The sequence below is a fragment of the Bradyrhizobium sp. LTSPM299 genome, assembly GCF_000938235.1.
Taxonomy (GTDB): domain Bacteria; phylum Pseudomonadota; class Alphaproteobacteria; order Rhizobiales; family Xanthobacteraceae; genus Bradyrhizobium.
This window is the reverse complement of sequence record NZ_JYMU01000016.1, coordinates 24,451-43,228: the sequence shown is the minus strand read 5'-3', so window position 1 is coordinate 43,228 and position 18,778 is coordinate 24,451. Positions and strand designations below refer to the sequence as shown.

The following is an 18,778-nucleotide window of genomic DNA, read 5'->3' as shown; positions in this document are numbered from 1 at the left end:
TTCCTTTCGCATCTGTCTTCAGAATTTGGCGGATAAATTAAAGCGCTATGCTGCAAAGCGCAATTGAATTGGGATCATTGTCAGTCCGGGGCATCGCGCAGCGATGAACCCGGAATCTCGAGATTCTCGGTGCGCAACTGCGCACCTGAGGGTTCGATGCTCACGCATCGCCCCGGAATGACAATTACTAAGTCTCGAGTTTCTCGTTGGACAGGATCTCGATGCCGAAGCCGGACAGGCCCTTATAGTCGTGCACCGACGACGTCAAATGGCGGATCGAGGTGACGCCGAGATCGCGCAGAATCTGCGCGCCGACACCGACCTCGCGCCACTGCTTGTTGCGGTCGGCCTCCGCGCTCTTCGCCTCGCCGACGGGCTGGACCGGAACGCCGGCGGCGCCATCGCGTAAATACACCAGCACGCCGCGGCCGGCCGTCTTGAACTGCCGCAGCACGGCTTCCATCCGCGCCGGGCCGGTGAAGAGGTCCTTCACGATGTTGGGCTTGTGCAGCCGTGTCAGCACGCTCTTGCCGTCGCCGATGCCGTTATAGACGAAGGCGGCATGCATGATCTCGTCGAACGGCGAGCGGTAGGCATAGCCCTGCAGCGGCCCGATCGGGCTCTCGGTGGTGAAGGTCGCGACACGCTCGATCAGCTTCTCGCGCGCCTGGCGATAGGCGATCATGTCAGCGATCGTGACGTGCTTGAGCTTGTGAGTGGCGGCGAAATTCGCGACCTGCGCGCCCTTCATCACGGTGCCGTCGTCGTTCATCAGCTCGCTGATGACGCCGACCGGCGGCAGGCCAGACAGCCTGCAGAGGTCGACCGCGGCCTCGGTATGGCCGGAGCGCAACAGCACGCCGCCGTCGCGCGCGATCAGCGGGAAGATGTGGCCGGGGCGCGCAAAGTCGTTGGCGCCGGCATTGGGATTGGCGAGCGCGCGGCAGCAGGAGGCGCGCTCCTCGGCCGAAATGCCGGTGCCGCCGTCGGGCTTGTAGTCGATCGACACGGTGAAGGCCGTGGTGTGGTTGGACTCGTTGTGCGCCACCATCGGATCGAGCCGCAGCCGCCGCGCGTCCTCGCTCGTGATCGGCGCACAGACGATGCCCGAGGTGTGGCGGATGATGAAGGCCATCTTCTCCGCCGTGCAGAACGACGCCGCGACAATCAGATCGCCCTCGCCTTCCCGATCGTCATCGTCGGTGACGACAACGAGTTCGCCCCTCGCAAAGGCTTGCAGCACTTCCTGGATCGTATCGGCCATTGTCCTGACATCTCATTTATTTGCAGGCAGTGGATTAGCCGGGTTCCGAACCGCGCGCCAGTATCATTATGCAACCCGCCATGCGTCCAGCAGGCATACCAGGACGGTGGCACGGGTCGCCGCCAAGCCCTTAGGGCAACACCTCGTGCCGGTCGCTGAGCTGGACGTCGATCTCGGCACGCTTGTCGTCGAGCAGGCCGGCGTCGGCGGCCTCGATCACGGTATAGAGCTCGCCGGCGTCGCTGATCCGGGTCACCGTCACGTAGTTGGCGCCGGCAGCATAGAGGTCGTCGACATCGGCCAGCAGATCCGCGGTTGCGACGATCTTCGCGGACGGGTTCAGGTTGCGGACGTGCCGCACCAGCTTCTCGTTGTTGGCGCCGACCAGCAGGAAATCCGGCACGCTCAGGATGATGATCTCGGCATTGCCGATGCCGGCATGCACCAGCGTGTCGACATTGCTGATATCGCCATAGATCACGTGCAGGCCGCGATCCGAGAGCGTGCGGAACACCAGCGGGTTGAAGTCGATGACGCTGATCTGCTCGAGCAGCGACTGGTTCTGCCGCTCGATCTGGCTGAGCAGCGCGCTCGCCGCGCGAAAAAAGCCGAGGATGACGATGCGCCTGATCTCGCCGTGACCGCCCTCCTGCCCGCTTTCACCCTCCCGAACCTGATCGAGGTCGCGCAGGCCGATCCGTTTCAGGGGACCGATCAGGCCGCGCACGATCTGGTCGCTGCGGCCCATCGCGAAGGTCGAGAGCACCGCCAGCACCACGAAGGCGAACGAGGCCGCGTTCGCGGTTTCGGTCGCGATGTGATTGGCGGCAACCCCGGTCTGGATCACCACCAGCGAGAATTCGGAAACCTGCGCCAGATTGATCGCCGGCAGCAAGCTAGCGCGCAGGCCCTGCTTCATCAGATAGAGCGGTGCAAACGTCGTCACCAGGCGACTTGCCACCGTGAACGCCGCGATCACGAGCGCAAGCCCGATCACCGAGAGACCCGGAATCGGGATCGTCATGCCGAGCGCGACAAAGAACAGCGTGATGAAAAAGTCCCTGAGCGTCGTGACCTTCGCGGTGACGTCGAGCGCATAGGGGAAGGTCGACAGCGAGACGCCGGCGACCAGCGAGCCCATCTCGCGCGACAAATGCAGCCGTTCGGCGATCTCGCCGATCAGGAAGCACCAGGCCAGCGCGCCGAGCAGCACCAATTCGGGCCGGCGCGCGATCTGGTGGAACAGACGCGGCAGCACGTAACGACTCAGCACCAGCGCGGTCGCGACCAGCACCGCGACCCGGGCGATCGACAGCAGCACCACGCTGATCTGCAGATTGTCGAGGCTCGGCTGCACCGCGAGGAACAGGATCGCGAAGATGTCCTGCAATACCAATACGCCGAGCGTGATCCGCCCCGGCAGCGTATCGAGCTCGCGCTTCTCGTAGAGCACCTTGACGATGATGACGGTCGAGGACAGCGCGCAGGCGATGCAGAGATAGAGCGCGTCGAACTTGCCGCCGCCGATCGATAGCCCTACTCCCGCAAAGAACAGGATACCGATGAGGCAGCCGCCCAGCAGCTGGCCGGCGCCGGCGAACAGGATCACCTTGCCGGCACGGACGATCTTCTTCAGGTCGATTTCCAGCCCGATCATGAACAGCATGAAGATCAGGCCGAGCTCGGAGATGACGCTGATCGACTCCTGGGACTTGACCCAGCCCATGCCGAATGGACCAATGAAAAAGCCGGCGATAAGGTAGGCCAGGATCAGCGGTTGCCGGGAGAAATGGGCCAACAGCCCGAGCCCCCAGGCAAACAGGATGCAGAGCGTGATATCGCGAATGAGTTCGTGCATGCGTCAAGATTTCCTGTAGCTGCAACCTAGGGGGAAGAGCGTGAGGATCAACCAAGCAATGTGTCACATCCGCGCAGGCGGCATTTTTTTGGGTGTTCTCGCCTGCCTGCTCGCCACGCACATCGGCGACGCCGTCGCACAATCCGCCGGATCACTTGAGCAGAACTTTGCGAATTCGCTGACCACGGTGCCCTCGGAGCCTCTCACCGTGTCAGGAGCATTCTATGTGCCGGTCTATTCCAGCGTGGCGATGAGCCAGGGCAAGCTCAGGGCCGATTTCTCGGTAACCCTGAGCGTGCACAACGCATCCGAGACCAAGCCGCTGGTGCTGAAGCGGATCGCCTATTTCGACACAGCAGGCAAGATGGTGGAGAGCTACCTCAAATCTCCGGTCGCACTAAAACCGTTCTCGACCGTCGAGATATTCATCGCCACCACGGATACCCGCGGCGGCACCGGCGCCAACTTCGTGGTCGATTGGACGGCAACGAACGAGATTGCGGAACCGGTGGTGGAGGCGCTGATGGTCGGCGGCGTCGGCGCCGGACACTATGCCTTCATCAGTCAAGGCCGGCCGGTCAAATTGGTCGGCAAGAACTAACTTAGGCAAGAACTAACTCAAGAATGGCCGCAACAGGCCTTCTCAACGAAAAACAAGACGGAGCGAAACAGCCATGGCCACCTCACCCCAGTTCGACTTTGCGCCCCTGCTTCCGGCCGGCCTGCCCGCGCCGGCCGCGCGGTGGACCGGGCTTGCAAAATACAGCTTCGTCGGCGGCAACAACGATCCCGAGCAGGTCCCGGTCGACGGACTGCTGGAGGCGGTCAGTGCCGTGCTGAGGCGCGACGGCCGGAATCTCGCGACCTACAACCTCGCCCACGGGCCGCAGGGCTATATGCCCTTGCGCGAATTCCTGCGCGAGAAGCTCAAGCGCGACGCCGGCATTGCCTGCACGCCGGATGAGATCATGATCGTATCAGGCTCGCTGCAGGCGCTCGATCTGGTCAATCAGACGCTGCTTGCCAAGGGCGACACGGTGCTGATCGAGCAGGAGACCTATCAGGGATCGCTGAACCGGCTGACGCGGCTCGGCGTCAACGCGGTCGGCATTCCCCTCGATGGCGAAGGCATCCGGATCGACGCGCTGGCCGCCGCGCTTGCCGATCACAAGCGGCGCGGCGTCACGCCGAAATACATCTACACGATCCCGACCGTACAAAACCCGACCGGCTCGATCCTGCCCAAAAGCCGCCGCGCCGAGATGCTGAAACTTTCGCAGGAATACGGCGTGCCGATCTTCGAGGATGATTGCTATGCCGATCTGATCTGGAGCGGCGAGCGGCCGCCGGCGATCTACGCCATGAGCAAGCATGGCGGCGTAATCCATATCGGCTCGTTCTCCAAGTCGATCGCGCCGGCGCTACGTGTCGGCTTCATCGTCGCGCCCTGGGAGATGATGTCACGGATGCTGGCGCTAAAGACCGACGCGGGCTCCGGCGCGCTGGAGCAGATGGTGCTCGCCGAGTACTGCACGCCACATTTTGCCACCCACGTGCCCAGGCTGACGCGAGGGTTGCGTGCAAAACTCGACACGCTGATGGAGGCATTGAACGAGCAGTTCGGCACCGCGGCCGAGTTCGAAGCGCCGAAAGGTGGCATCTTCCTCTGGGTCAAGCTGCCCGACAATGTCGACACGCTGAAACTCTATCAGGCGGCGCTGGCCGCCGGCGTCTCGATCAATCCGGGACCGGAATGGTCGACCAGCAAGGCCCATTCCGGCAGCCGGCTGCGGCTCTGCTTCGCCAGCCCCTCACATCAGCAGATCCGCGAGGGCGTCGCCGTGCTCGCGGAGGTGTGCCGCAAGGAGTTCGGCGTGCCGGCGCGAAGCAGCAACGTGGAGAAGCGGGTGTAGGGATCCATCCACGCAAGCCGAAAATACCGTCCCTGAACAACCGTTCAGAAAACTCTTCCGATTTCCCAGGAACGTTCCCATCGCTGCGCTGTTTCATTCTCGCTCAATTGAGGAGGACAAGAGATGAAGAAGTTTGGTTTGATTCTTGCGGCGCTCGGCGCGCTTGCCGTTGCGGTGCCGTCGATTGCCAGCGCCGAAACCGTCATGATTAAACACGGCGGCTACCATCATGGAGATCGCGGCCGGGACGCCCGCGCCGAGATGCGCCATGATCGCGGCTGGCACGGTGACCGGCACCACCATCTCGACCGGATGATGGGGATGCGAAGGCATCGCCACTAACGGCATTGCCACGAACGAACGACACCACGGAAAATGGCTCCTCACGGAGCCATTTTCTTTTTCGGTGGCGCCAATTTGTAGGGTGGGCAAAGCGCAAGCGTGCCCACCATCACCAGCCGTGCAAGCATTGGTGGGCACGGCGCAAGAGCGCCTTGGCCCACCCTACAACGTCAATCCCAATCAGGTGCAAAACCCGGATTGACGCAGCGCTTGTCCTTGGGCAGCGCGGCGATCGCCTTGCGGTCGTCATCGTCGAGCTTGACCTTCAACGCATCGAGATTGGCCTGCTGGCTTTCGGCACGCGAGGCTTTCGGGATCGCCACGACGCCGTCCTGGTCGAGCAGCCATTTCAGCGCCACTTGTGCTGCGGTCGCATCATGCTTCCTACCGATCTTCGTCAGCGTCTCGTCGGTGGCAAACCGTCCCTGCGCCAGCGGGCAATAGGCGACCAGCGGGATCGATTTCGCGGCGAGATATTTTCGCAGCGGCGTCTGGTCCAGCATCGCGTGATACTCGACCTGGTTGCAGGCAATCGGCGCCTGGATGTCCTCGACCGCTTTTTTCAACAACGCCGTCGTGAAGTTCGCAACGCCGATCGCGCGGGTGCGGCCCTCCTCCTTCAGCTTCATCAGCGTCTCGAAGACGGCCGGCAGGTTCATGCTCCGCGACGGCCAGTGCACGAGATAGAGGTCGACGTGGTCGAGACGCAGTTTCTTCAGGCTGGTGTCGAAGGCTTTTCGGATCGCATCGGGCGCCAGATTCTCGTGCCAGACCTTCGTGGTCACGTGCAAATCCTTGCGCGCCACTTTGGAAGCTGCGATCGCGGCCCCGATCGGCTCCTCATTGGCGTACATTTCGGCGGTGTCGATATGCCGGTAGCCGAGCCCGAGCGCGCTCTCGACCGCCGCGCGGCCGGCATCCCCCTGCATGCGGAAGGTGCCGAGCCCCAGCCGGGGCACGCTGATGCCCTGTGTTTGCAGATTTTCCATGGATAACTCCTGAAGAGATGCAGGCCACTGGGGGGATCAGCGGCGTCACACGAACAATCGATTGCGGGACGTGATGAAATGGCAGGGCTGCCGGTGCGTAACTTGCCTGCAAATCCGCCGACAGGGCAAGATATCCGCCATCAAGATGTCGCGACTGAAATTGGTCGCTCAGATGTGCTGCGCCATGATCTGGCCGGGCCGCGCGTCCGGCCGTGGCGGGATATCGACCGACCAGAGGTCGTGGTTGTCGACGTCCTTCAGCGTCACCGTCATCACGGAGGTTTTGCCGTCGATGTCGACGCGGCCGAAGAATTGCAGCCCGAAGCACGGCGCAAGGTTGTCTCCCTGCTCGGCGCTGCAGCCCTTCTGATACATCGACTTGGGACCAAAGGTGTTGTCGAGTTCGCCCGGCGACCAGGTGCCTGCATGCAACGGGCCGGAGACGAATTCCCAGAACGGCTCGAAATCCTGGAACACCGCGCGGTTCGGGTCGTAGTGATGCGCGGCAGTGTAGTGCATATCAGCAGTAAGCCACACTGTGTTGCGGATGCCGGCGCGTTTCATGAATGACAGCAAATCGGCGATCTCGTGCTCGCGCCGCGAGGGCGGCCCGTCGCCGAGCGCGACCGCATCCAGGCTGATCAAGCCGATCGGCAGATCCGCCGCGATCACCTTCCAGGTCGCATCCGACGCCACCAGTTCGCGCTTCAGCCAGGCGAGCTGGCTCTGGCCGAGAATGAACGTCTGGTCCGGATCGCCCTCTTTGTTCCAGGTGGAATCGCGGTAGGAGCGCATGTCGATGACGAACACGTCGAGCAGCGGCCCATAGGCGATCTTGCGATAGACCCGGCCGTCGCGCTCCGGCATCAGCCGCATCGGCATGAATTCGTGGAAGGCGCGGCGCGCCCGCGCCACCAGCTGTGACGTCCCATCCTGATCGTAGCCCGTCGCATCAGTAGTGCCGATCGGCGACCAGTCGTCGGCCACCTCGTGATCGTCCCATTGCGCAAACATCGGCACTTCCGAATGGAAGGCGCGGAAATTATCGTCGAGCCAGTTGTATTTGTAGTTGCCGCGAAACTGGTCGAGGCTGTGCGCGACGACGGATTTTTCCTCAGTGACGATGTTTCGCCAGACTTCGCCGTTCGGGAGTTCCAGCTTCGACGGCACCGTGCAGTCGGCATAGATGTGATCGCCGGAATGGATGAAGAAATCGGGGCGCTCGTTCAGCATGGTACGGTAGCTGCGCATGCCGCCGCGCGCGGGATCGATACCCCAGCCCTGACCCGCAACATCGCCGGACCAGACGAACGAGACCGAACGCCGATCGACCGGCGCGGTGCGAAAACGTCCGACGCGGCTCTCGCCGGCGACGCCATCGTGATCGTCGAAGCGCACGCGATAGAAGATATCCTGACCGGGCGGGAGACCATCGAGCAGCAGTTTTGCGGTGAAGTCGCGGTCGGGCAGCGCGTCGGTCGACGTCGCGCGCAGGATATTCGCGAAGCTTTCGGTGGTGGAGCATTCCACTTGCATCCGCGCCGCGCGATCGGCGCGCGCCCAGATCACTGCGGAATCAGAGGCGACGTCGCCGGACTGGATGCCGGCAATCTGCGGGCGATCCGCGGCACGGCTGAGATAAGGTCGTGCAAGAGAGCCCAATCCCGCCAACGCGGCCGTAGACGCCGAGCGTACCAGGAGCTGACGCCGGGTGAGACCTCGCATCCGCGCGGAAATCGCTATCGCCATCGAAAGACCTTCGTCGAATCACGACGAAGGTTTTGCCTGCGCTGCTTGACTCCCGGCTTACGGTTTTACGACAGCGGGATGACTCTCGGGAGGGCCCGAAAGCCGAGCGCTCGAAGCCGAACCCGTCACCCTGAGGAGGCCGCGAAGCGGCCGTCTCGAAGGGCGCACGGCCCGATGTGGCCGCGCATCCTTCGAGGCTCGCTCCGCTCGCACCTCAGGATGACGGGTCTAATCTGAGCGCCTCACCGCCGCCAGCCACAGATACCGCCGGACTTGCACGGCCAGGTCTGGATCCGGATATCGCGTGCTTCCGCATCGAGCGGGTTGGTATGCCGCCGCGCGAGCTTTGCACGCGCGGGAACGCGCGCGATCTTGCGCGGCTGCTCAGCCGGCGCCATCACCCTGGTCGTACGCACCGGCTTCCGCAGCTTGACCTGCGGCTGCACGACCTTTGGCTCAACGCTCGCCTGCGCGTCATTGCGACGCTCGGAATTCGCCTCGACCGCCACCGGCTCAAACTGCGCCGGCGGACCGAGCCGCTTCGGCGACAGCACGGCCGTGGACAGATCGAGGCCGAAGAATTCGCTCGGTCGGTACTCGTCAGCGAACGCCACGCCACCCAACGCCAGGAGCACGGTACAAACGGCTGCAACAAAAGCACTTTTCAGGACCATGAAACGGCCTCCTGAAATCACTCAAAGGGAACATCGATCATGTAGGAACCCGGCCGCGCAAATCCAACCGATGCTGCGGGCAGGGTTACCAGTCAACCATGACTTCAGCGGAAGGTTCCCGTAAGGCCCCTCCGCGCTACTCGGCAGCCTGCGCCACCGGCTGGCCGATCGCGCTTTCCAGCCGCGCGCATTCGGCGCGGTAGCGAGCGACACCGGCTTCCTTGATGTGGCCATAGCCGCGCACGAGATCGGCCGTCCTGGCCAGCGCGGTCAAGCGCGGCAGATCGACCGTCTTGCCGTCGAGATGACGCAGGATCATCGCCGCATAGTCGACCGGCAATGCACGCTCCATCTTCCGCTCTGCGGTGTAGCCGAAGATGTCGAACGCGGTGCCGCGCAAGCCCTTCAGCCGCGCCAGCAGACCGAACGACTTGAACACCCATGGGCCGAATTCGCGCTTCCGCAGATGCCCGGTGACGGGATCGCGTTGCGCCAGCAGTGGCGGCGCGAGCAGCACCTTGAGCCCGGAATCGCCCTCGAACTGCTCCTTCAGCGCCCGCGCGAACTCACCATCGGAATAGAGCCGCGCGACCTCGTACTCGTCCTTGTAGGCCATCAGCTTGAACAGGCCCTTTGCGAAGGCCTCGGTCAGGTCCTGCGAGCCGGGAGCCGCCGTGGACTCGGCGGCGCGCACACGCGCGACGTCGGCGAGATAGCGCTTTGAGTAAGCCTCGTCCTGATAGTCGACGAGGGTTTTGGCACGAAGCGCGATGGCCTCGTCCAGCGACCGCTTCACGGGCGTAGCGCCTCCGCTCTTGAAGCGCGCGGCGCTGACAACGCGCGGCAAATCGTGCGCAGCAAGCCGCCCCCACGAGAACGCCGTCTTGTTCATCTCGATCGCTGCGCCATTGAGCTCGATCGCCTTCAGGATGGCTTCGAGCGACAGCGGGATCGCGCCGCGCTGGAACGCGAAGCCGAGCATGAACGAGTTGGTCGCAATGCTGTCGCCCATCAGTGCGGTCGCGAGACCTGTGGCATCGAGAATGTCGAGATCGCCAGGCGTCACCGCGCCATTGAGCGCATCGCGCATCGCACCGGCTTCGAAATCGATATCCGGGTCGATCACGAAGCTTGCGGTCGGCAGCAAGTCCGCGTTGACGACGGCGCGGGTGACGCCGCGTTCGGCCCGGCTCAACGCCGGAACGCTGGTGGCGACGACGAGATCGCAACCGAGGATCAGATTGGCGTTGCCGGGCGCGATGCGCACAGTCGTGAGCATGTCGGTGGCCGGCGCGAGCCGGACATGGCTCATCACGGCGCCGTTCTTCTGAGACAGACCGGTAAAGTCGAGCGTCGAACAGGCCAGGCCCTGGACGTGCGCGGCCATGCCGAGCAGCGCGCCGATGGTGATGACGCCGGTGCCGCCGATGCCGGTGATCAGGATGTTGTAGGGAGCGGCGAGCGAAGTTGCAGGTGGCGTCGGCAGATCGGCGAACAGCGCCTTGGGATCGGCCGCGGTGCGGTCAGCCTTGCGCAGCTTGGGATCCTGCACGATCACGAAGCTCGGGCAGAACCCTTCGACGCAGGAGAAATCCTTGTTGCAGTTCGACTGGTCGATGCGGCGCTTGCGACCGAACTCGGTCTCCAGCGGCTGCACCGAGACGCAGTTCGACGCGACCGAGCAATCGCCGCAGCCGTCGCAGACGCGCTCGTTGATGAAGACGCGCTTCGGCGGATCCGGATAGAGCCCGCGCTTGCGGCGGCGGCGCTTCTCGGCGGCACAAGTCTGGTCGTAGATCAGGACGGTCAGGCCCTTGATGTCGCGCAGCTCGCGCTGCACGGCATCGAGCTCGCGGCGATGATGCACGGTGACACCAGCGGGGAAATAGTTTGCCGGATATTTGTCCGGTTCGTCGGAGACGACCACGAGCCGTTTTGTTCCCTCAGCCGCGACTTGATGGGCGATCTGCGACACCGAAAAACCGCCCTCGGCCGGCTGGCCGCCGGTCATCGCAACCGCATCGTTGTAGAGGATCTTGTAGGTGATGTTGACACCGGCGGCGCCAGCGGCGCGCAGCGCCAACAGCCCGGAATGGGTGTAGGTGCCGTCGCCGAGGTTCTGGAACACATGCTGTTCGTCGGTGAACGGCGCCTGCCCGATCCAGTTCACGCCCTCCGCGCCCATATGCGAGATCGTAGCAGTGCGGCGGTTCGGCACCGACAGTGCCATGCCGTGGCAGCCGATGCCGGCCATCGCGCGGCTGCCCTCCGGAATTTTGGTCGAGGTGTTGTGCGGGCAGCCCGAGCAGAAATACGGCGTGCGCGCCAGCTTGACGGCACCGGTGCCTTCCGCCGGACGGTCGAACGCCTCGAGCTTGGCAAGCCGCTGCTCCAGCATTGGGCTGCGGTGACCGAGCTTCCGCAGCCGCGCCACCACGGCAGCCGCCACCATGGTCGGCGTCAGCTCGCCTTCGCTCGGCAGCAGCGGCGCGCCGCTCTCGTCACGCTTGCCGACCACCGATGGCCGCTTTGACGCGTCCATGTTGTAGAGGATGCGGATGAGCTGGTCCTCGATGAAGCCGCGCTTCTCCTCGACGACGAGCACGTCCTGCAAGCCCTCGGCGAAGGCCCGCGCGCCGTTCTGTTCGAGCGGCCAGGTCAGCGCCACCTTGTAGATGCGCAGGCCCAGCGCCTGCGCGTCGGCGTCCGTGATGCCGAGGTCAGCGAGCGCCTGGCGCAGATCGAGATAGGCCTTGCCGGTCGCCATGATGCCAAGCCGCGCCGGCTTCGAATCCAGCACGATACGGTCGAAGCGATTGATACGGGTGAAGGCGGCGACGGCGTCCATCTTCGGACCGTGCAGGCGCCGCTCCGCCTCGAGCGACGGATCCGGCCAGCGGATCGAAAGGCCGCCCGGCGGCATTTCGAAATCGTCAGGCATAATGATCTTGATGCGGTCGGGATCACTGACGATCGAGGCCGAGCTTTCGACCGTCTCCGAGATCGCCTTGAAGCCGACCCAGCAGCCGGAATAGCGTGACAACGCAAAACCCAGAATACCGAGATCGAGATAGTCCTGCAGCGTCGCCGGATTGACCACCGGCATCAGCGCCGAGGCGAACACCTGCTCGCTCTGATGGGCCAGGGTCGAGGACTGGCAACCATGGTCGTCGCCGGCGAGCGCGATCACGCCGCCGTTCGGCGAGGTGCCTGCGGAATTGGCATGCTTGAGCGCATCGAGCGAACGATCGACGCCGGGTCCCTTGCCGTACCAGATGCCGAACACGCCATCGACCTTGGCGCCCGGGAACATGCCGACCTGCTGGCTGCCCCACACCGCGGTCGCGGCCAGATCCTCATTGAGACCCGGCACGAAGGCGATGTCGTGCTCCTTCAAGAAAGACTTCGCGCGCCACAGCGCGTGGTCATACATGCCGAGCGGCGAGCCGCGGTAGCCGGAGATGAAGCCTGCGGTGTTCAGCCCCTGCGCGCGATCGCGTTCGCGCTGCAACATGGGCAAACGGACCAACGCCTGGGTGCCGGAGAGGAAGATTCGTTTCGCGTCTAACCGGTACTTGTCGTCCAGTCCAACTTCCATCAACGCCATCAGTCAGGCTCCCGTCCCGTATGTGCCGCGCCGGTCCGAACCGGTCTCATTATCTGCACATGATCATGCATCAGCATGCACTGGTTTTGCTATGCATGAACAGCCCTGTTCCATGGCCGCAGCACATATCTCGGTGTTGCGTCCGCAAGCCCTTGCCGAACGGCGCCTTCTTTGAAACCTTGGCGGTCAAAGGGAGACTAGGGATGATTACAGTCGAAACCGCGTTCACAACGGAAATACTGGAGAACGGCGATCTGCTGGTGGGTCCCTGCCGCAGCCCGAAACAGATGCTGCAGGCCCAAGTCTACGACTCCCACGCTTCGATTCACGACGATGCAACCGCGAAGAAGCTCGGCTTCCAGGGTGGGACGATCGAGGGCCCCACGCACTTCAGCCAGTTCGCGCCGCTGTGCGAGCGGATCTGGGGCCGGGCCTGGTTCATGACTGGATGCCTGTCCGCACATTACCGCAACCCCGTCTTCGAAGGCGAAGAGGTGCAGGCCCAGATCGAGAAGCCGAAACCGGGCCAGACCGCCTGCGCGATCGGAATGATCAAGCGCGACGGCACCGAGATCTTGCGCGGCACCGCGTCCATTGACGGCGACGGTACGGAGACCGCGCTCAGCCACCGGCTCGGCGAATTGAAGCCGCTGACCGACCCGGTCATCCTCGCCGACATCAAGGTCGGCATGAAGACACCGCGCCAGGCGATCAAAATGGATTTCGACCAGAACATGGGCGACCTCTATCCGTTTTCGCTGGCCGACAAGCTGAAGGTGATCACCGAACCCACGAACTACTATTCGCAGGAGTATAATCCCTGGGGGCGGGCCATCATCCCGATGGAGATGCTCAGCGTGCTGTTTCAGTACCGCGCGCGCGAGGACCGGCTGCCGGTCCGCGGCCCGGCGGTCAGACTGTTCGCGGATCAGGAGATCCGCCTTCTGCGCGGACCGTTGTTCCCGGGCGAGACCTATTGGGCCGAGCGCGAGGTCGTCGCGCTCTCCGGCAGCAAGCGCACCGAGAGCATGTGGGTGCGCACGACAGTGCTCGATGCCGACAACACTGTGGTCGCGACCATGTTGCTCAATGGCGCAAGCATGAAGCAGTCCTACGCCAACTATGACAGCGAGTACAAAGCGCTTTACGGCTGAAGAACAGCCGAATCCCCGCAAGCCGCCGAACCAAGGACAACAACAATGGCCCGCCTGCCCTATCTCGAAGCCGATCAGGTCGCCCCTGAATATCGCGACATGCTCAAGCGCAACACCAATTTGCATAAGCTGCTGGTGAATTCACCTGATATGGCCCGCGCCTTCAACGGCATCGGCGGCTATATCCGTTTCAAGAGCAAGCTCGACCCACGGCTGCGCGAGCTCGCGATCCTGCAGGTCGGCTGGCTGGAGAAATCGGAGTACGAATTCACCCACCATGTGAAGATCGGCAAGGAGTTCGGCGTCACCGACGAGGACATCCAGGGTCTGATGGCGGAAACTGACGGCACACCGTCGAAGCTCGAGCCGCTCGCCAAGGCGATCCTCAAGGGCGCCCGCGAGATGGTCCGCGAGCTTGCGATGTCGGATGCGACCTTCGCCGAGATCAAGACGCACCTCTCCGACGAGCACATGACCGATCTGGTGCTGACCATCGCGTTCTACTGCGCCGTGGTCCGCGTGCTCGCGACGATGAAGATCGACAACGAACCTTATTACAAAGAGGTCCTGCAGCAGTACCCGTTACAGGGAGTGAAGTGAGATGCGGCTGCAAGATCGTGTCGCCATCGTCGTCGGCGCCGGCCAGAGCCCCGGCGAGGGCATCGGTAATGGCCGCGCCACCGCGCTGACCTTCGCGCGCGAAGGCGCCAGGGTGCTCTGTGTCGATCACAATCTGGACTCGGCCCAGGAGACCGTCGATTTGATTACGGCCAAGGGCGGCGCCGCGGTCGCCTTCAAGGCCGACGTCACCAAAAATGCCGACATCAAGGCCATGGTGGCCGATGCGCATACGCGTTGGGGCAGCGTCGATATCCTGCACAACAATGTCGGCGTCAGCCTGTCCGGCGGCGACGCCGAATTGCTCGACATCACCGAGGAGGCGTTCGATCGCTGCGTCGCGATCAATCTGAAGAGCTGTATCCTGGCCGCCAAGCATGTGATCCCGATCATGCGGCAGCAGCAGCGCGGCTCCATCATCAACATCTCGTCGATGGCCGCGATCACGACCTATCCTTACGTGGCCTACAAGGCGACGAAATCGGCGATGATCGCCTTCACTGAGCAGCTCGCCTACCAGAATGCGCAATACGGCATTCGCGCCAACGTGATCCTGCCCGGACTGATGAACACGCCGATGGCGGTCGACACCCGCGCCCGCGAGTTCAAGAAGAGCCGCGCCGAGGTCGAGGCCGAGCGCGACAGCAAGGTGCCGCTGCGTCACAAAATGGGCACCGGCTGGGACGTCGCCAACGCCGCACTGTTTCTCGCATCCGACGAAGCCAATTTCATCACCGGTGTCACGTTGCCGGTCGATGGTGGCGCAAGCGTGCGGCGCGGTTAACCCATGTGATTAGCTTTCAAGCGATTAATGTCTGTGACGACATCACGCGTCGATGCACTTCACGATTCGAAAAAGTTGAAGCATTCCAATGACACGACGATGTGACGGCGCGTCCACATAAATCGAAATCCTGACTCGTTGTGGTCGCACGAAATTCATCTGCACTGGGTATCTGGCACCCTATGAATGCAAACGCGTCGTTTGGCGCGTTTTCTCCAGCGAACCGGTTACCGTTTCGCTGGAAAACACTACGGAAAGTGCCAAGACCCATGAACGAAGAACTCGAACTAAGGCCAGATCAGTGGGATGCCTTGAAGGCCTTGCGGGCTCCCGCAGAAAATCCTTCAAAACTGGGCCGGTTTGCGGTCGAAAGCCTGATTACGCTCGGCTATGTAGCGATGCGGGGCGATTCGTTCGTGTTAACGCCTGCCGGCCGCAAGGTGCTGGTCCGCGGCTCCTCGCAATTGCTGCTGGACCTTGCAGCCTGACCTTTCGAGAAGTTCATGAACGAGAGCTTCAGTTCTGATGGAATCAGAACTGAAACTCTCGATTCTTGTTTTGACGCGTTTTCTTCATGCGAACCGGTTCCCACTTCGCTCAAAAACGCTCTAGCTCGCGGCATCATGCCGCGTGTGCCCTTCCCGGAATTGTCGCCGCGCCGTGCTGCGTCAACGGCTTCATGCCGGTGGCGGCGCGCAGCAGCACATAAAACACCGGCGTCAGGAACAAGCCGAAGATCGTGACGCCGATCATGCCGGAGAACACCGCGACACCCATCGCGCGCCGCATCTCCGAGCCCGCACCGGTCGACAGCACGAGCGGCAGCACGCCCATGATGAACGCCATCGAGGTCATCAGGATCGGCCGCAGGCGCAACCGGCTGGCCTCGATCGCGGCCCGGACCGGCGAGCGCCCGGCGAATTCGAGCTCGCGGGCAAATTCGACGATCAGGATCGCGTTCTTGGCCGACAGTCCGACCAGCACGATCAAGCCGATCTGGGTGAAGACGTTGTTGTCGCCTTTCGAGAGCCAGACCCCGAACATCGCGGCCAACAGGCCCATCGGCACGATCATGATGATCGAGAGCGGCAGCGCCAGGCTCTCGTAAAGCGCGGCGAGCACCAGGAACACCAGGAGGATCGCGAGCGGAAATACCCAGATCCCGGAATTGCCGGCGATAAACTCCTGGTAGGTCAGGTCGGTCCATTCGAAGGCGAAGCCGGGCGGCAGCACTTCCGCAGCAATCCGCGTCGCGGCCTCCTGCGCCTGGCCGGAGGAATAGCCGGGCGCGGCCGCCGCGTTGATGTCGGACGACAGGAATCCGTTGTAGCGAATCGCGCGCTCGGGCCCTGCGCTCTGGCGTATCTTCATCAACGCCGACAACGGCACCATGTCGCCTGAAGACGAGCGCACCTTCAACTGCCTGATGTCGTCGGCGCGCGCGCGGAACGGCGCGTCGGCCTGGACGTAGACCGAATAGGTGCGACCGAATTTGTTGAAGTCGTTGACGTAGTAGGAGCCGAGGTAGATCTGCAGCGTGTTGAAGACTTCCGTTACGGGGACGCCGAGTTGCAGCGCCTTGGTGCGGTCGATGTCGGCAAACAATTGCGGCACGTTGACCTGGAAGCTCGAGAACACGCCGGCGATCTCCGGCGCCTTCTGCATCGCGGCCATGAACGCCGTGGTCGCCCCGTTCAACGCCTCATAGCCAAGGCCGGCGCGGTCCTCGATCTGCAGCTTGAAGCCGCCGATGGTGCCGAGACCGTTGACCGGCGGCGGAGGGAACATGGCGATGAAGGCTTCCTGGATGCCGGCATATTTCTTGTTCAGGTCGGCCGCGATCGCCACGCCGCTGAGCGTAGCGCTCTTGCGCTCATCGAACGGCTTCAGCGTCGAGAACACGATGCCGGCATTGGAGGAGTTGGTGAAACCGGAGATCGACAGGCCGGGAAACGCCACCGAGCTTTCGACGCCGGGCTGCGTCAGTGCGATGTCGCTCATCTTGCGGATCACCTCCTCGGAGCGGTCAAGCGTGGCACCATCCGGCAATCGCGCGAAACCGACGAGATATTGCTTGTCCTGACCCGGCACAAAGCCGCTCGGCACCAGCTTGAACAACACACCGGTCACAGCGACCAGGACCACATAGAGGCCGATCACCGCGGCCTTGCCGTAGATGACCTTGGAGACGCTGCGGCTGTAGTTCTCGGAGGAGCGCGTGAAGACGCGGTTGAAGCCGCGGAAGAACCAGCCGAGCCCCTTGTCGAGGATCCGGGTCAACCGGTCCTTCGGTTCGTCATGGCCCTTCAGCAGCAGCGCCGCCAGCGCCGGTGACAGAGTGAGCGAGTTGACGGCGGAGATCACGGTCGAGATCGCGATCGTCAGCGCGAACTGCTTGTAGAACTGCCCCGTGAGGCCGGAGATGAAGGCAAGCGGCACGAACACCGCGATCAGCACCAGCGCGATCGCGATGATCGGCCCCGACACCTCCCGCATCGCCTGGTAGGTGGCCTCGCGCGGCGACAGGCCGGATTCGATGTTGCGCTCGACATTCTCGACCACGACGATGGCGTCATCGACCACGATGCCGATCGCCAGCACCAGGCCGAACAGGCTGAGCGCGTTGATCGAGAAGCCGAACAGATGCATCACCGCGAAAGTACCGACGATCGATACCGGGACGGCGAGCAGCGGAATGATCGAGGCACGCCAGGTCTGCAGGAACAGGATCACGACCAGCACGACGAGCGCAATCGCCTCCAGCAGCGTGTGGATCACGGCCTCGATCGACGAGCGCACGAATTGCGTGGGGTCGTAGACGATCTGGTAGGACACGCCTTCCGGCATGTTTTTCTTGATCTCGGCCATCGTGGCGCGGACGTTGTCCGAAATCTGCAGCGCATTGGAACCCGGCGCCTGGAAGATCGGAAGCGCGACCGCCTGCTTGTTGTCGAGCAGCGAGCGCAGGCCGTATTCGGAGGCGCCGAGCTCGATCCGCGCGACATCGCGCAGCCGCACTACTTCGCCCCGCGAACCGGTCTTGACCACGATGTCGCCGAACTGCTCCTCGGTCGACAACCGTCCCTCGGCATTGACGGAGAGCTGCAGGTCGATGCCCTTGACGCTCGGCGAGGAGCCGACCACGCCGGCGGCAGCCTCGACGTTTTGCGCCTGGATCGCGCGCACGACGTCGCTCGCGGTCAAGCCGTGTTCAGCGGCCTTTTGCGGATCGACCCAGACCCGCATCGAATAGTCGCCGGCGCCATAGATCTGGACGTCGCCGACGCCGTCGATCCGCGCCAGCCGGTCCTTGACGTTGAGCACCGCGTAGTTGCGCAGATATGTCATGTCGTAACGATTGTTCGGCGACAGCAGATGCACGACCATGGTGAGGTCGGGCGAGCTCTTCTTGGTGATGATGCCGAGCTGGCGTACCACGGCCGGCAGGCGCGGCTCGGCCTGCTGGACGCGGTTCTGCACCAGTTGCGTCGCCTTGTCGGGGTCGGTGCCGAGGCGGAAGGTCACCGTCAGCGTCATCGCGCCGTCGGTGGTCGCCTGGCTCGACATATAGAGCATGCCCTCGACGCCATTGATCTGCTCCTCGATCGGGGTCGCGACCGTCTCGGCGATCACCTTCGGATTGGCGCCGGGATAGGTCGCACGAACCACGACCGACGGCGGCACCACATCAGGATATTCCGAGATCGGCATCGCCAGCAGCGAGATCAGGCCGGCCAGGAAGATCAGGATCGACAGCACGCCGGCGAAGATCGGCCGGTCGATGAAGAATTTTGAGAGATTCATGGTGATGCCCCCAGGCGCAGCA

At 63.2% G+C, this 18,778-nt stretch carries 14 protein-coding genes; 7 read left to right on the top strand and 7 right to left on the bottom strand.

The window, feature by feature from the left end:
- Positions 1–187: 187 nt before the first annotated feature.
- Entirely contained in the window at positions 188–1,264 is a 1,077-nt protein-coding gene (gene ribB, locus UP10_RS10635; protein ID WP_044587307.1) for a 3,4-dihydroxy-2-butanone-4-phosphate synthase, read from the bottom strand.
- A gap of 130 nt (positions 1,265–1,394) precedes the next feature.
- Entirely contained in the window at positions 1,395–3,122 is a 1,728-nt protein-coding gene (locus tag UP10_RS10630; protein ID WP_044587306.1) for a cation:proton antiporter, read from the bottom strand.
- A 58-nt stretch (positions 3,123–3,180) separates the two neighbouring features.
- Between UP10_RS10630 and UP10_RS10625 the strand changes: the two genes are divergently transcribed.
- From UP10_RS10625 to UP10_RS42880, 3 genes are all read left to right on the top strand, one after another.
- A complete protein-coding gene (locus UP10_RS10625) occupies positions 3,181–3,723 on the top strand; it encodes a DUF3124 domain-containing protein (RefSeq protein ID WP_044587305.1) in 543 nt (180 codons plus the stop codon).
- A gap of 73 nt (positions 3,724–3,796) precedes the next feature.
- Positions 3,797–5,035, top strand: a complete 1,239-nt coding sequence (locus tag UP10_RS10620) for an aminotransferase-like domain-containing protein (protein ID WP_044587304.1) — start codon at positions 3,797–3,799, stop codon at positions 5,033–5,035.
- A 123-nt stretch (positions 5,036–5,158) separates the two neighbouring features.
- Positions 5,159–5,377: a hypothetical protein gene (locus UP10_RS42880; RefSeq protein ID WP_082077048.1), complete on the top strand. Its 219-nt coding sequence runs from the start codon at positions 5,159–5,161 to the stop codon at positions 5,375–5,377.
- A 170-nt stretch (positions 5,378–5,547) separates the two neighbouring features.
- Here the strand turns inward: UP10_RS42880 and UP10_RS10610 are convergent, their stop codons facing one another.
- The 4 genes from UP10_RS10610 to UP10_RS10595 all read right to left on the bottom strand — a co-directional run bounded on the left by UP10_RS10610 (position 5,548) and on the right by UP10_RS10595 (position 12,396).
- Positions 5,548–6,366 carry an aldo/keto reductase gene (locus UP10_RS10610; RefSeq protein WP_044587302.1) on the bottom strand — a complete coding sequence of 273 codons (819 nt, stop codon included), beginning with the start codon at positions 6,364–6,366 and terminating at the stop codon, positions 5,548–5,550.
- A 168-nt stretch (positions 6,367–6,534) separates the two neighbouring features.
- Positions 6,535–8,115, bottom strand: a complete 1,581-nt coding sequence (locus UP10_RS10605; RefSeq protein ID WP_044587301.1) for an alkaline phosphatase D family protein — start codon at positions 8,113–8,115, stop codon at positions 6,535–6,537.
- A gap of 242 nt (positions 8,116–8,357) precedes the next feature.
- Positions 8,358–8,789 carry a hypothetical protein gene (locus tag UP10_RS10600; RefSeq protein ID WP_044587300.1) on the bottom strand — a complete coding sequence of 144 codons (432 nt, stop codon included), beginning with the start codon at positions 8,787–8,789 and terminating at the stop codon, positions 8,358–8,360.
- Between the two features lie 136 nt (positions 8,790–8,925).
- Positions 8,926–12,396 carry an indolepyruvate ferredoxin oxidoreductase family protein gene (locus tag UP10_RS10595; protein ID WP_044587299.1) on the bottom strand — a complete coding sequence of 1,157 codons (3,471 nt, stop codon included), beginning with the start codon at positions 12,394–12,396 and terminating at the stop codon, positions 8,926–8,928.
- A 203-nt stretch (positions 12,397–12,599) separates the two neighbouring features.
- Between UP10_RS10595 and UP10_RS10590 the strand changes: the two genes are divergently transcribed.
- From UP10_RS10590 to UP10_RS10575, 4 genes are all read left to right on the top strand, one after another.
- Positions 12,600–13,550, top strand: a complete 951-nt coding sequence (locus UP10_RS10590) for a hotdog family protein (protein ID WP_044587298.1) — start codon at positions 12,600–12,602, stop codon at positions 13,548–13,550.
- Between the two features lie 45 nt (positions 13,551–13,595).
- Positions 13,596–14,150: a carboxymuconolactone decarboxylase family protein gene (locus tag UP10_RS10585; RefSeq protein WP_044587297.1), complete on the top strand. Its 555-nt coding sequence runs from the start codon at positions 13,596–13,598 to the stop codon at positions 14,148–14,150.
- 1 nt (position 14,151) lies between these two features.
- On the top strand, positions 14,152–14,952 hold the full coding sequence (locus UP10_RS10580) for an SDR family NAD(P)-dependent oxidoreductase (protein WP_044587296.1): 801 nt from the start codon (positions 14,152–14,154) through the stop codon (positions 14,950–14,952).
- Between the two features lie 269 nt (positions 14,953–15,221).
- The gene (locus UP10_RS10575; protein ID WP_044587295.1) at positions 15,222–15,440 is read left to right on the top strand and encodes a hypothetical protein; all 219 of its coding nucleotides are present in this window, start codon (positions 15,222–15,224) and stop codon (positions 15,438–15,440) included.
- A 133-nt stretch (positions 15,441–15,573) separates the two neighbouring features.
- Here UP10_RS10575 and UP10_RS10570 read toward each other — a convergent pair whose 3' ends face one another.
- A complete protein-coding gene (locus tag UP10_RS10570) occupies positions 15,574–18,756 on the bottom strand; it encodes an efflux RND transporter permease subunit (RefSeq protein ID WP_044587294.1) in 3,183 nt (1,060 codons plus the stop codon).
- Positions 18,757–18,778: the final 22 nt, after the last annotated feature.

Excerpts from the sequence above, each read along its gene's own strand:
- ribB (WP_044587307.1), bottom strand. The coding sequence starts at position 1,264 with ATGGCCGATACGATCCAGGAAGTGCTGCAAGCCTTTGCGAGGGGCGAA.
- UP10_RS10630 (WP_044587306.1), bottom strand. The coding sequence starts at position 3,122 with ATGCACGAACTCATTCGCGATATCACGCTCTGCATCCTGTTTGCCTGG.
- UP10_RS10625 (WP_044587305.1), top strand. The coding sequence starts at position 3,181 with ATGTGTCACATCCGCGCAGGCGGCATTTTTTTGGGTGTTCTCGCCTGC.
- UP10_RS10620 (WP_044587304.1), top strand. The coding sequence starts at position 3,797 with ATGGCCACCTCACCCCAGTTCGACTTTGCGCCCCTGCTTCCGGCCGGC.
- UP10_RS42880 (WP_082077048.1), top strand. The coding sequence starts at position 5,159 with ATGAAGAAGTTTGGTTTGATTCTTGCGGCGCTCGGCGCGCTTGCCGTT.
- UP10_RS10610 (WP_044587302.1), bottom strand. The coding sequence starts at position 6,366 with ATGGAAAATCTGCAAACACAGGGCATCAGCGTGCCCCGGCTGGGGCTC.
- UP10_RS10605 (WP_044587301.1), bottom strand. The coding sequence starts at position 8,115 with ATGGCGATAGCGATTTCCGCGCGGATGCGAGGTCTCACCCGGCGTCAG.
- UP10_RS10600 (WP_044587300.1), bottom strand. The coding sequence starts at position 8,789 with ATGGTCCTGAAAAGTGCTTTTGTTGCAGCCGTTTGTACCGTGCTCCTG.
- UP10_RS10595 (WP_044587299.1), bottom strand. The coding sequence starts at position 12,396 with ATGGCGTTGATGGAAGTTGGACTGGACGACAAGTACCGGTTAGACGCG.
- UP10_RS10590 (WP_044587298.1), top strand. The coding sequence starts at position 12,600 with ATGATTACAGTCGAAACCGCGTTCACAACGGAAATACTGGAGAACGGC.
- UP10_RS10585 (WP_044587297.1), top strand. The coding sequence starts at position 13,596 with ATGGCCCGCCTGCCCTATCTCGAAGCCGATCAGGTCGCCCCTGAATAT.
- UP10_RS10580 (WP_044587296.1), top strand. The coding sequence starts at position 14,152 with ATGCGGCTGCAAGATCGTGTCGCCATCGTCGTCGGCGCCGGCCAGAGC.
- UP10_RS10575 (WP_044587295.1), top strand. The coding sequence starts at position 15,222 with ATGAACGAAGAACTCGAACTAAGGCCAGATCAGTGGGATGCCTTGAAG.
- UP10_RS10570 (WP_044587294.1), bottom strand. The coding sequence starts at position 18,756 with ATGAATCTCTCAAAATTCTTCATCGACCGGCCGATCTTCGCCGGCGTG.